General features: G+C 57.2%; 10 protein-coding genes. 4 read left to right on the top strand and 6 right to left on the bottom strand.

Annotation, left to right across the window (positions count from 1 at the left end; translation table 11 throughout):
- Window positions 1–9: 9 nt before the first annotated feature.
- Entirely contained in the window at window positions 10–576 is a 567-nt protein-coding gene (locus EJ361_RS03385; RefSeq protein WP_126243924.1) for a hypothetical protein, read from the bottom strand.
- A gap of 149 nt (window positions 577–725) precedes the next feature.
- On the opposite strand from EJ361_RS03385, the gene EJ361_RS03380 reads away from it, so the two are divergent.
- Both EJ361_RS03380 and EJ361_RS03375 read left to right on the top strand, forming a co-directional pair.
- Complete coding sequence (locus EJ361_RS03380; RefSeq protein WP_126243923.1) at window positions 726–2,345, top strand: DUF4139 domain-containing protein; 1,620 nt, start codon at window positions 726–728, stop codon at window positions 2,343–2,345.
- A 157-nt stretch (window positions 2,346–2,502) separates the two neighbouring features.
- Window positions 2,503–3,027, top strand: a complete 525-nt coding sequence (locus EJ361_RS03375; protein WP_126243922.1) for a GNAT family N-acetyltransferase — start codon at window positions 2,503–2,505, stop codon at window positions 3,025–3,027.
- Window positions 3,028–3,100: 73 nt separating this feature from the next.
- Here EJ361_RS03375 and EJ361_RS03370 read toward each other — a convergent pair whose 3' ends face one another.
- The 4 genes from EJ361_RS03370 to EJ361_RS03355 all read right to left on the bottom strand — a co-directional run bounded on the left by EJ361_RS03370 (window position 3,101) and on the right by EJ361_RS03355 (window position 8,860).
- Window positions 3,101–4,957 carry an outer membrane protein assembly factor BamB family protein gene (locus EJ361_RS03370; RefSeq protein WP_126243921.1) on the bottom strand — a complete coding sequence of 619 codons (1,857 nt, stop codon included), beginning with the start codon at window positions 4,955–4,957 and terminating at the stop codon, window positions 3,101–3,103.
- 142 nt (window positions 4,958–5,099) lie between these two features.
- Window positions 5,100–6,356, bottom strand: coding sequence for a tetratricopeptide repeat protein (locus tag EJ361_RS03365; protein WP_126243920.1), 1,257 nt, complete (start codon window positions 6,354–6,356; stop codon window positions 5,100–5,102).
- Window position 6,357: 1 nt separating this feature from the next.
- Window positions 6,358–7,680, bottom strand: coding sequence for an ATP-binding protein (locus EJ361_RS03360; protein ID WP_205686914.1), 1,323 nt, complete (start codon window positions 7,678–7,680; stop codon window positions 6,358–6,360).
- A gap of 28 nt (window positions 7,681–7,708) precedes the next feature.
- Window positions 7,709–8,860, bottom strand: coding sequence for a putative sensor domain DACNV-containing protein (locus EJ361_RS03355; protein WP_126243918.1), 1,152 nt, complete (start codon window positions 8,858–8,860; stop codon window positions 7,709–7,711).
- Window positions 8,861–9,014: 154 nt separating this feature from the next.
- On the opposite strand from EJ361_RS03355, the gene EJ361_RS03350 reads away from it, so the two are divergent.
- Together EJ361_RS03350 and gloA2 are read left to right on the top strand one after the other, a co-directional pair.
- Window positions 9,015–10,958: a lectin-like domain-containing protein gene (locus EJ361_RS03350; RefSeq protein WP_126243917.1), complete on the top strand. Its 1,944-nt coding sequence runs from the start codon at window positions 9,015–9,017 to the stop codon at window positions 10,956–10,958.
- A 16-nt stretch (window positions 10,959–10,974) separates the two neighbouring features.
- Window positions 10,975–11,364, top strand: coding sequence for an SMU1112c/YaeR family gloxylase I-like metalloprotein (gene gloA2, locus EJ361_RS03345; protein WP_126243916.1), 390 nt, complete (start codon window positions 10,975–10,977; stop codon window positions 11,362–11,364).
- Here the strand turns inward: gloA2 and EJ361_RS03340 are convergent, their stop codons facing one another.
- The gene (locus EJ361_RS03340) at window positions 11,365–12,732 is read right to left on the bottom strand and encodes a Gfo/Idh/MocA family oxidoreductase (RefSeq protein ID WP_126243915.1); all 1,368 of its coding nucleotides are present in this window, start codon (window positions 12,730–12,732) and stop codon (window positions 11,365–11,367) included. It abuts the gene before it with no gap.
- Window positions 12,733–12,834: the final 102 nt, after the last annotated feature.

Genomic DNA, 12,834 nt, shown 5'->3' with positions numbered 1-12,834 from the left:
ATTCTTTGATTAAATCGTTTCGTTATATATCGTCTTTAGTTTAAACATTTTTGAAAACTCGTCGTACCGCGCCAGTTCTTCGTTGCTGCGGAACTGCATGTCGAGCAGCTGGTGGAATTTCCCGTTAGCGGGGAATGCCTGTTTGAGATTGCCGACGGTCAGTTCTTTCACTTCGCCGCCGGGCCCGGCGCTGAAATAGAATTTCGTTTCCTTCACACGGCCTTTGCCTTTCGTCACTTCCACATCCCTGCTATATATCGGAAAACCTTTCGTGTCGATGATTTTGTAGGCGTCGTTCCCAACAAACCTGAAATCCTGCTGTTTTTTATCGCGGTAGCCGTACAAATGGCCTTTTTCGAGCATCATGGCCCGATCGCCATGCACCACTTTTACTTTGCCGTGCTGAAAGGGTACGTTGGGCCTGATCTTGTGATGGGCGGCCCCGTAGCTCACCTTTCCGGCTGCAAAATCGTCTGCCGAGAGATAGAGACCGGTTTTACCGGTTTGCGCCATCGCCGGAAGGCTGAGCGCAACACCTAACAGGGCGGCAGATAAAGTCGGAAATATGCGCTTCATGCTGTTCGTTTTGGTGTAGGGCAAAAGTACCACCGAACGCTTCCCCCGATTATGACAAAAATCATGTTGCAACGCCTTTTGGGATTTTTTAACATTTCATTTATGGAAAAGGGGAAAATACCGCATCCGGAAGGTAAAAAAGCACGGCTATGATAAAAGGATCCACAATTTTCGGGTTGGTAACGTTGATGGCGCTGAACGCCGGCGCGCAACAGTTTTCTCCCGCCGCCCTCAAATCGGTGACGGTTTATGGCAATGGCGCGGAAATGGTGCATTCGGCACGTGTGTCGGTACCCAAAGGTGTCAGTAAAGTGATCATCACGAAAGTGGCGGGCAATATCGACCAAAGCAGCATCCAGGTAAGCGCTCCGGGCGGCGTCACCGTCATGAGCGCCACTTTCGGCCGGAATTTTCTGCCGGTGATCGAGGAAAAGCCGGGTTTCCGGATGTTGAAAGACAGCCTCGAATCCGTGAAATTATCCCTGTCCAGGATCCGGAATGTGCGCACGGCGCAGGAAGGTACCCTCGCGTTGCTGGACAAGAACCAGTCGCTGGGAGGTAAAGACGCCACGGTGGCCGAACTGACCAAACTGGCGGAATATTATACTGCCAAGCAGATCGAGCTGCGCAACAGTATTTATGGATTGGTGGAAAAGGAAACGAAGCAGCTGCAGCTCGTCGCGCGGATAGAACAGCAGCTCAGGGAGATGAACGAAAACCCCGAAGCCGCCGGCGGCCAGATCGCGCTGCAGCTCACCACGCCCGCGGAAGTGAACGGTACGATGGAAATCCGTTACGTCACCCCCAACGCAGGCTGGGAAACGCATTACGACCTGAAGCTCGAATCCATCGCCAAACCCCTGAAACTCATTTACAAGGCGAACGTGCATCAAAACACCGGTCTCGATTGGAAAAATGTAAAACTAACGCTCAATACAGGCAATCCTTCCAGCGCAGGTACAGCGCCGGAGCTGAGCACCTGGTTCCTGTACCCGGAAATACAGCACGCATTATCCGGTAGAGTGGCCGGTTTGAGTGAAGTGGTGGTAGTAGGTTATGCGAAGAGCGAAGATTCGATGGAGCGCTATTCCGCGAAAGCGAAAATGGCCCCCGCGCCTCCGCCGCCTGTTTCCGCCGTTCCGGCCAACATCGTGCAACACCAGACCAGCGCGAGCTTCGACATCGATATTCCTTATGACATCGCCGGTAATGGCGAAAACCATTCGGTGGTACTGAAGGAAATGGACATGCCGTCCGCGTACACCTACTATTCCGTTCCGAAACTCGACCAGGACGCGTTCCTCGTGGCCAACGTGAAAGATTTCGCGGCCTTCAATTTATTGCCCGGAGAAGCAAACATCATGATCGGCAACCTTTACGCCGGCAAAACGATGATCGATCCGCAGGCTACGGAAGATACGCTGAAAGTGAGCCTCGGCCGCGACCGGCAGGTGGTGGTACGCAGGGAGCTCATGGCGCAGACGAGTGGTACTAAAATGATCGGCAGCTCCGTCCGCAAAACGTTTACCTACGAAATCAGGGTGCGCAACGGGAAGCAGGAAGCGATCAGGCTGCAGTTGAAAGATCAGTATCCCGTGTCTACCGACAAAAACGTGGAAGTGGAACTGACCGAAGCCTCCGGTGCGGAGAAAAATGCCGAAACCGGGGAACTTACCTGGGAGCTGGATATGAAGCCCGGCGAATCGAAAGTCCTCCGGCTTACCTACACCGTGAAACATCCCAATGGAATGCAATACCAGGGTTTATAGGATAGCGTCAGTCATGACGGGTGCGCGGGCGAAAGTCCGCGCATTTATTTTTGAGAAATTCATGCGTGCCCCGGCTCGTTTTTTGATGGATGTAAGCGATAATCCCATTACATTTGGGGCATATATCAAAATGTAGATTGTTAACCCTGCACAACACATGAAACTTACTATCAGACCAGAAACTGCGGCCGACCGAAAGGCCATCTTCGAATTGAATTCCCTGGTATTCGGCCAGGAAGGGGAAAGCCGGTTGATCGACGAACTGCGCGGAACGGAGTGGTTCATTCCGGAATTATCCATCGTGGCGTTGGCCGGCGAGCATCTTGTGGGGTATATTCTGCTGACGCGGCTGCCTTTGCTGGGAGACGACGGCAAAATGTACGAATCGCTGGCGCTGGCGCCCATGGCGGTTACGACGGCGTTGCACGGGCTCGGCATAGGCGGGCAGATGGTCCGTCATGCTTTGCAGGAGGCGCGGGCGCTGGGTTTCGGCTCGGTGGTCGTGCTCGGCCATGCGGAGTATTATCCGCGCTTCGGATTTGTGCCGGCGTCGAAATTCGGTATCCGTACGGCGTATGATGTGCCGGACGATGTGTTCATGGCCCAGGAACTGACGCCGGGCGCGCTGGCCGGTAAAGCCGGGCAGGTGTTGTACCCGGAGCCGTTCGAGGCCGTGAGCTGATCCCGAAAGGGAAAGCCGGTCAGGTAGTCCCCGCCGGCTTTCGATGTTCTGGATGATTCCCGTTTGAAAAGATTTATGGCGTTACTTCGAGGCAAACGAGCTTCCCGTCCATGGAAGACGCGAGCACGCGATTGCCGGCGAGGGGCTGTACGGTGTTGACGAGGCAGTTGGAGAACTGGTGCTTCCAGCGCAAAGCACCATCCGTCGCCGAGATAGCGCAAACCAGGCCCGATTGTCCGGCGATGAAAACCACACCATCTTTTTCTGCGATGGGGGTGGGGCAAATCTCATATCCCAGTTGCACAGGCGATTGCCAAACTACTTTCCTTTCGGTTGCGCCTGCATCGAATGCGAGGATGTTTCCCTGCATGGTTTTGGCGTAAACGCGCGAACTGTCTTCCGACATCCCGATCGATTCGCGGACCCATTGCGCATCGTCGCGGAACCGCCAGATTTGCTGGCCGTTTTCGGTATCGACGACGGTCATGAACCTGTCCGGCGACACGATCCACGCGCGGTTGCGGGTGGCTACGGGCCATACGGCGGCGGGGGAGAACATCCGGTTGGCGGCGCCGTTGGACCATTGCCAGAGGGAATCTCCCGTTTGTGCGTCGAGCGCGTAAAACCGGTTGCCCCAGGTCCCGAACAACACTTTGTTGCCGTACACGAGCGGCCGCATTTCCGCGAAGCCCTTGATACCGGGGCGCTCCCAGGCGATTTCGCCCGTGGCGATGTCCCATGCGCGGCAATACCCGTCCGATCCTGCAATAATGGCCAGGTTGCCCGCCCGCGCGGGCGATGAAACGATCGCCATGCCGGTTTCCCGTATCCATGCACGCCTGCCGTTCGATAGCTGGAGGCAGTACACTTTGCCGTCGGAACAGGGAACGATCACTTTCCCGGCGTGGACGAGCGGCGTGGCATATATTTTACCGCCGGCTTTGTAACGCCAGCGGAGTTTGCCGGTTTGCAGGTCGGCGGCTTTGATATCGCCGTTCGTGGTGGTGTAAATGACTTTCCCGCCGGCGATGGCCACGGCGCTGCCCATGTCCCCGTTTTCCTGTATCTGCCATTTGATTTTCACGTTCGGGAACGAGTCGTTGACGCGTTTGGCCGCATTATCCGCGATCGGCGGATACTTGTCCGCACCTCCCGTTACCAGGGGCATGCGGTGCCAGGCGGTGAGCGTTTGCACGGAGGGGCGCCTTTCGGCGAAGAGCACGGAATCGCGGCGAACGGTCACGAGGTTGTATCCGCCCACGCTGTCTTTGGCGCGGAGGTTGGAGCGGCACATCACGTTGGGGATGGCGGTGCGGGTGTAGGTCCGGTTGGCGTGTCCATGGCCGCAAAGCATGAGCTGTACGTTCTTTTCGCGGAGCATGCCGTACACATCCAGCCAGTTGTTGAGCCCTTCGTCGAGCGGGTAATGGTTGATGTAGACGATAGGTATGGAAGCGGGCGTGCGGTCGAGGGTTTTGCGGAGCCAGACCATGTTTTCCCGCGGCACCTGTCCCGGGCCCATGCGCATGTTGGGGCCGCTGTTGGTGCCGATGAAGCGGTAGCCTTTATGGTCGAACAGGAAGGTTTCGCTGCCGAACACGGTGCGGAAGGAATTGCATCCGCTTTCGGACCATTTGGTATCGTGGTTGCCGGGGATGACGTGCCAGGGTTTCCCAAGTTTATCGATGGCCTGTTTGGCGATCTTCAGTTCCGCATCCGACCCGAATTCGGTTATATCCCCCGAAAAAATCACGAAATCGATCCCGGGAAGCTGGTTGAGGTCGCGGATGGTGCGCTCCAGGTCTTCCAGCCCGGTTTCCGTACCTACGTGCGTATCGGTGACGAGCGCGAAGCGGAAAAGGGTATCCTGCGCGGTGGCGGTACCGGAGAGCAGGAGCGCTCCCAGCAGCCAGGCTAAGCATGTTTTCATGATCCCCAAGATACCGCGCTGCAACGGGAAATAAAATGGTTGGCGGGATAACGGCAGGAGGGGAGGAAATTGTCGCGGGAAGGAAAAAGCCCGCGGCACTTTGTGCCGCGGGCTATAGAACGAATCGCTTTCAAAAGGAATGTTATCGGTTGTTTCTCCGGATCGTCATGAAATTCACCACCCACTGGAAAGCGATGAACCCGAAAAGGTAGATCATCGACCAGGTGGAGAAAGGTTTCCCGGTCATAAAGCCCGTTGCGATAGCGGCGATCGCCAGCGCGCCAAGTCCGTAAATATACACCTGCATCAATAATTGCTGCTTGAAGGTACGGTTGCGCACGCTGAGGGGGATCATGTACGAAATGCCCGCGTAGATCATCACGAGCCATCCCGCACCGCCGCCTGTGGCCAACATGCCGATGATGCCCGCAACGGCCACGCCAAGGCTCACCGCCACCCAGTTGGAAGCGCTGATTTCCTTATCGTCGAGCATATATTTGCCGTATTTGTTGAACCGGAGGAACAGGTTGCTGACCGGTTCCATCACCCAGGTCGTAAAGGCGAACGCGATGAGGAGGTATACCACGGGCATGAGGTAAGGCGCGAGCTCGGGCCTGGCCGTAGACATGCCGCTGAGGAACCTGGTGGCGAGGTACAGCCCGATAATGAACGCCCATTGGAATTTTTCGCTGAGTTTGGCCATGAAGAAAGCGTACTTCAGGAAAAGGCGGTACACGAGGTAACGGCCCTTCAATGCTTCCACCATACCGGCCTGCGCCATTTGCATGGACGGATCGATGCGCAACGCTTCGCGGAAATGTTCCAGCGCTTTTTTGGAATCGCCTTTTTCGAGGAGGCCCCAGCCGTAGTTGGCGTGCGTGTAGGCGTTCTCGGGATCGTGGCGGAAAGCGTTTTCCATGCCCTCGAACGATTCTTCCTTGCGGTTCAGTTTCAGGAGCGCCGTGCTGCGGGCGTTGATGGCATAAATGTTCTCGGGGTCGATTTGCAGGCCCTGTTCGGCCATGGCCAGCGCTTCGGAGAATTTCTTGCGCTGGTTGAGCAGCAGGGCGTACGTAGCGAAATATCCCGCTTCCTGCGGATCGAGGCGGATGGCTTCGCGCAGGTCGGCTTCGGCGGCGTTGTAATTTTCGTTATTGAGGTGGATGCGCGCGCGCTGGTAATACAGCCTGTCGTCTGCCGGGTCGAGGCCGATGGTATCGTTCACGATCTGGAGGGCTTCGTCGTGCTGGTCCAGCTGGATTTTCACTTCGGCCAGCAGTCCCAGGGCGTTGGTGTCCATGGGATATCGGGCCAGCGTTTGCTGGATGGCGGTTTCCGCTTCGCGGTATTTTCGGTGCTGCATGAGGTATACAGCGCGTTCGATCATGTTGTGATCCATGTCATTTCATGTTTTTCAGGTACAGGAGGATGTCGTCGTACAGCCCTGCTTCGTTGGCATACAGGGCAAAGTTCTTGGCTACGGAAAACCATTCCCGCGTACTGGCCCGGTGGCGCTTGGCCGCTGCCAGCAGGTCTTTGGTGCGGATGGGTTGCGGGATGCCGTCTTTGAAGGATTCTTCCAGTTTCGCTTCCACCGCCATATCGATCACCGCTTCGATATCGGCGCCCGAGTACTCGGGGATCTGTTTGCTGACGGCTTCATAATCCACCTGGTCCACCGGTTTGCTCTGCAATTTCTTTTGCAGCATGGCCGTGCGCGCGGGTTGGTCCGGCGGGGGAACGAAAATCATCCTGTCGAACCGGCCCGGCCTGCGGAACGCGGGGTCCATATGCCAGGGCGTATTGGTGGCGCCCAGGATCAGGATGCCGGAATTGTCGTATTCCACACCATCCAGCTCCTGTAAAAACTGGTTGATGAGCTGCCGGCCGGCGGATTGCTTCATATCGTTCCGGTTGGCGCCGATGGCGTCTATCTCGTCGAAGAAAAGCACGCAGGGCGTATTGTCGCGCGCGTATTCGAAAATACGGTGCAGGTTTTTTTCGCTGTTGCCGAGGTACATGTCGAGGATCTCGTTGAGCCCCACGTTGATGAACCGCGCGTTCACCTGTCCGGCCGTAGCCTTGGCGATCATGGTTTTGCCGCATCCCGGGGGGCCGTACAGCAGAATGCTGCCGCCCGTCTTTTTCCCGTAAGCCTTGTACAGTTCGGGATGCTGCATGGGGCGGATGATCTTGACATCGATTTCCTTCTTCACATGTTCCATCCCGCTCACGTCCGCAAACGTGATGTCGGGTTTTTGCATGAACATCGTGAGGTTTTCTTCGTCATATTCATCATCGTCGCCACCCATATCGTTCGTATAACTGCGGACGCGCAACTGGCTGTCGAGTTCCGGATCGGAGAATTCGGGATGGATGTCCAGCAGTTGCTGATAGGTGCGGATGGCGGCATCCATATCGTTTTCCTTCAGCAGGGAGCGGGTATAGAGCAGGAGCACGTCCAGGTTATCGGGTTGTGTGCGCATGAGGTCTTCCAGGATAACATTGCAGGTGGCGTAAGCGCCCTTGCGATAGTATACCCTGGCCAGGCCGATCAGCGCCTTGTCGCCGGGAGCTTTGGCGAGGGCTTCGCGGAATTCCTGCTCGGCTTCGTCGAACCGGTCCATTTGCAGGAGGGTTTCGGCGAGATGGAGCCGGAGCGGCACATTGTCTGGCGAAAATTTCAACGCCTCGCGGAGGCTATCGATCGTTTGTTGTGACATAATGGTGAAATCGGGATATGATAGATGGTCAGATCAGTAATACGTCTATCCGGTGCGCCATGACGATCTGTGAGTCGGGCGACCAGGAAAAAACGGTGAAATATCCGTCTTGCGAGGCTACCAGCGCCTGCGCATCGCGCTGGTCGAATACGAACTGCGCGGCGGAGAGGTGCCGGGTGCCGCCGAGGCGGGAAGGGTGCATGAGGAGAGGCTGGCGGTCGGTAACGGGCTCGGTGAGCAGTATTTCTTCGACGGGTTGGGAGCTGGCGGCCCGGGTGATCTTGGTGCCGAAGGCGAGCAGTTCGTGGCGGTCGTTGATGACGGTGGCGCCGTCTACCGCCGTGAGCCCCGTCACGTAGGCAACTTCGCGGCGGAGCGCGTTTTGCCAGTAGATTTCGCTGGTAGGCTCGCCGTCTTGCCGGATAAGGTCGGCCACGCCGCCGAAGGCGGGAGACACGGGATAGGTGAGCGGCTGCACGATGGATTCTTTCCATTTATCGTGCTGGTGCGGCGTCACGAGGAGGGTCCCTCCGCGGCGGTGCGCCCGCATGGACACGGCGATCTGTATCAGTACGTTCACCGGGTGGTTCCACAGCGGCGAGGCGTGGATACCCAGGAGCGAAGTAAGCATGTTCGGGCAATCGGTCCGGATGCCGCACTTTTCGTTGACCACTTTCACCGAATCGCCCTGCAGCACGGCCACGTTGATGAACTTGCCGAGCCCGGCCGCACGGCGGTGCTTCACCACCAGGAGCCCCGGTTCGGACACGTCCAGCACGAAGCAGTATTTCGGCAGGGTGAGGGTAGTGCCCCAGATCACCATCTCCCCGTTCTCTTCCCACACGCCCACATGCACGCCGGCGCGCTCCACGCCGGGCGCGAGCTTGGCCAGCACTTTGGGCGAATAGGGCAGCCGGTGCTCGAACAGCAGGGGCTTGCCTGCTTCCGCGGGTTGCAGAAATGCGATCGAGATGCGGGTTGGGAGGCCTTCCTCTTTCCGTAAACTGGCCCAGAAGGCCACGTCGATGATCTGTTCGATTTGCCGGGCCGTGGGCACGCTCGCCAGTCCTTCTTCGTCTTGCTGCGCCCGGGCTTCGTCCAGGTGCCGCAAAAAATGCTGCTCGATCGTCCCGGCTACATTAGCGGCCGCCTGGTAGGTGGTGCCGTTCTTCCATTCCATATGCACGTTTCTTGGAGGTGCTAATTTAGACTTTTTCGGGGCAATCAGGCAGCTCACATTACCTAAACCAGTAAAATATCCCGGATTATCCCGCACATCGCCCCATCCCGCCTGTTTTTTACCTATCTTGTCCGGATATCGCCCAGCAATCGTCATGAAGCGCGCCAACAGCCTTATTTCCTGTCTGCTATTTTCGTGGATCGCAGCATCGGCACAGTCTGCACAGCAGCCTTACATCCTCAACGGCTCCGCTACGCAGCAGAGCTGCAACTGCTATGTGCTCACGCCCGACCAGCTGCAATCCAGCGGCTCGGTGTGGAATAAAAACAAAGTCAGCCTGCTGCAGTCTTTCGATTATACGTTCGAGATCTATCTGGGATGTAAGGATCAGGCAGGGGCAGACGGGATGGGCTTCGTATTGCAGACCAAAGGCACGAATCTCGGCGGTAACGGGCAGGGATTGGGTTTCAAAGGGATTTCCCCTTCGGTGGGCATCCTCGTCGATACCTGGCATAATGCCGACGAAAACGATCCCGCGTTCGATCATCTTTCCATCCAGATCAACGGCGTGTCTCACCACGCGGCGCCGGAAAACATCGCCGGGCCTACGCAATTGCTGGCCGGGAAAGATAATATCGAAGATTGCCAGTGGCATCTATTCCGCATCCGGTGGAACGCAACGGCGCATCAGCTGGATGTTTGGGTGGACGGGCAGCTCCGCCAGTCTGTCGTGAAAGATTTGGTGGGCGAAGTTTTCGGCAACGACCCGATGGTGTATTGGGGATTTGCCGCCGCCACCGCAGGCGCTTCCAACCTGCAGCAATTCTGCGCGGCGCTTCGCCCGAAATTCCAGTTCAGCGGTGGACAAATTTTCTGCGACGGCACGCCCGTTACCTTTCTCGATAATTCCAGCTCGTTCGGATCCATTACGCGCTGGTATTGGGATTTGGGTGACGGCACCAAGCTCGGCGATCCGCTTCCGCAGCCGCATCTCTATCCCGCAGCAGGGAAATATGAAGTGAAGATGGTGATAGAAGACAATAGCGGATGCATTTCCGATACCTTGAAAAATACCGTGACGATCGGATCCTATCCCGAAGCGGATTTCGGGCACGACACCCTCTGCACCGGCACCCCGCTGCAACTGAAAAACACCTCCACGTTGGAAGTAGGCACCCTCGGCAAATGGCGCTGGGATTTTGGCGGCGGCAAAACCAGCACCGCGCAACACCCGGTAGCGCCCCATTCCGCGCCCGGAACGTATTCCGTAACCCTGGAAGCCACGTCCGAAGAAGGTTGTGGCGACGTTGTCACGAAAGATATTACCATTTACCCCACACCGGAAATCTCCGCTACGGCAGCGCACGCCTGCATCGGGGAGCCGACCATTCTGCGGGCCGCCAATCGCACACCGGCCGTCAACATTGCCGACTGGTATTGGCATATCGATGAAAAAGAAACCATTCATCGGCAAAATACGGGCTACCGCTTTCCGGAACGGGGCACCTACGCCGTAACCGCGCACGCCATTTCCGATGACGGATGCGCCGCAAATCCCATCGCCCTGGAAGCGAAAGTGACGGACATCGGGCTGGATGCCGGCCGCGACACGGTCGTTTCCCGCGGACAGCCGCTGCAACTGCACGCTACGGCGGTCGGCGACAACCTGCAATACCGCTGGTGGCCCGGCACCGGCCTCAGCGATCCTTCGTCGCCGGCAACCATTGCCGTTCCGGATAGGGACCAATTGTACCGGCTGACCGTCCGCTCGCCGGAAGGTTGTGTGCAGGAAGACGAACTGATGGTGAAGGTGTATACCGGCCCGGAATTCTACGTCCCCACCGGGTTTACGCCGAATAACGATGGGGTGAACGACCGTTTCCGCGTCATCGCGCCGGGCGTTACACAGTTGTCGTTTTTCAGGGTGTGGGACCGTTGGGGCAAGATCATTTGGGAATCGAAATCGCTGTCCGATTACTGGAACGGGGAAGTGAACGGCAGCCCCGCGTCTGCAGGCACCTACGTCTGGATCGTGGAAGGAACGGATTATACGGGGCGGAAATTCAGTCGCCGGGGAACGGTGACCCTCATCCGCTGATTACTTACATTTGCCCATGCTGCAACTGCAAAACATCCACCATATCGCCATCATCTGTTCCGATTATAACCGTTCGAAACAGTTTTACACGGAAGTGCTGGGGTTCTCCATCATCGCCGAACATTACCGCGCCGAGCGCGAATCCTGGAAACTGGATCTCTCACTCAACGGGATATATACCATCGAGCTTTTCTCTTTCCCGGAACCGCCGCCCCGGGTTTCGTCTCCCGAAGCGCGGGGTTTGCGCCATCTTGCGTTTTCCGTCCATGATATCGACGCGGCGGTGAAAAGCCTCGCCGCGCATGGCGTTACCTGCGAGCCGGTGCGCATCGATCCATTTACCGGTAAAAAATTCACTTTCTTCACAGATCCCGACGGCCTTCCGCTGGAGCTGTACGCATCCTGATCACACCAGCAACGCAGACGGATGCTGCCAGTTGCCGCGATAAGGGCGCTGGAGGAGTGCCGTGGCTTCGCGGTCGTTTTTGATGATGCGGCTTTGCGGATCGTAGATCACCGGCCGGCCGGTTTGCATGGAAATATTGGCGAGGATGCAGCTGGCCGTACTGATGTGCCCTTCTTCGATATCGGCCACCGGTCTGCCTTTGCTGGTAATGGCTTCGAGGAAATTGAGCATATGGAGCCGGGTGGCCGGTGCGGCGTTCAGCTCAATGCCTTTTTCGGTTACGTCTTCCGGGTATTTTTCCTTTTCGTACACCACATCTTTATGGATAGCTTCGCCCTGGCCCTGGGGCGTGAAGTCGTAAGACATGGTACTGGCTCTCAGGGTGCCTTTTTCCCCGTAAAGCGTAAATGCCCAGGGGTACCTGGGATCGGCCGGCGTGCCCCAGGAACGGTGTTGCCAGGTGCAATTAAGGCCATCGTATTCGAAAATGGCGGATTGCGTGTCGGCGATGTTGGACTTGCCTTCTTTCTGCACGTAAATGCCGCCGGTGGAACTGATGCGGTTGGGCCATCCGAGCTGCAACATCCAGCGGACGGTGTCGAACATATGGATGCACATATCGCCCATGATGCCGTTGCCGTATTCCATAAAGGTGCGCCACCAGCGGATGTGCGGCAGGCCGTCGAACGGCCGGCGGGGGGCGGGGCCGGTCCACATCTCATAATCGAAGTGACCGGGGACGGCCTGTACGGGCGGATTGCCGTTGGCGCGCATATGATAGTAGCAGCACATTTCGACGTGATGCACCTTGCCTAAAAGCCCCGCGTCCACGATATGTTTCTTCGCATCGATGAGATGCGGGGTGCTCTTGCGCTGGGTGCCCACCTGCACCACTTTGCCGTATTTCCGCGCGGCCGCCACCATGGCTTCGCCTTCCAATACGTCTACACTGATCGGCTTCTGGACATACACATTGGCGCCCGATTTGAGGGCGGCGATGGTTTGCAGTGCATGCCAATGATCGGGCGTGCCCACGAGTACGATATCGAGTTGGTTTTCAGACAACAGTTTCCGGAAATCGCGGTACAGCCTGGGCGTTTTGCCGGATTGCTGGCGTTGCGATACCAGCACAGCGGCTTCCTTCAACTGGTTTTCATCCGCATCGCACAGGGCGATCACTTCCACCGGCGCCACCTGGATCAGCCGGAAAAGATCGCTTTTGCCGTACCAGCCGGTACCGATGAGCCCAACACGGTAAGGTTTGGATGGGTTGATGACATCGAGGCCGTAGGCGCCGAGGGTAGACAGTGCCAGCGCGGCGGTAGCCCCTTTCAGAAAATGACGGCGGTTGATATGGAACTGGGTCATAACGTGGAATTTGGGTTGATGTCCTTAAAAATAAAGAATTGGCGGCAGGGTTGCAAGGGGGGAAAAATAAGCGGTCGCCGGAACCGGCGACCGCTGTTCATT

This window comes from Chitinophaga rhizosphaerae (genome assembly GCF_003958645.1).
GTDB classification, from domain to species: domain Bacteria; phylum Bacteroidota; class Bacteroidia; order Chitinophagales; family Chitinophagaceae; genus Chitinophaga; species Chitinophaga rhizosphaerae.
This window is presented reverse-complemented; position numbering and strand designations above follow the sequence as displayed.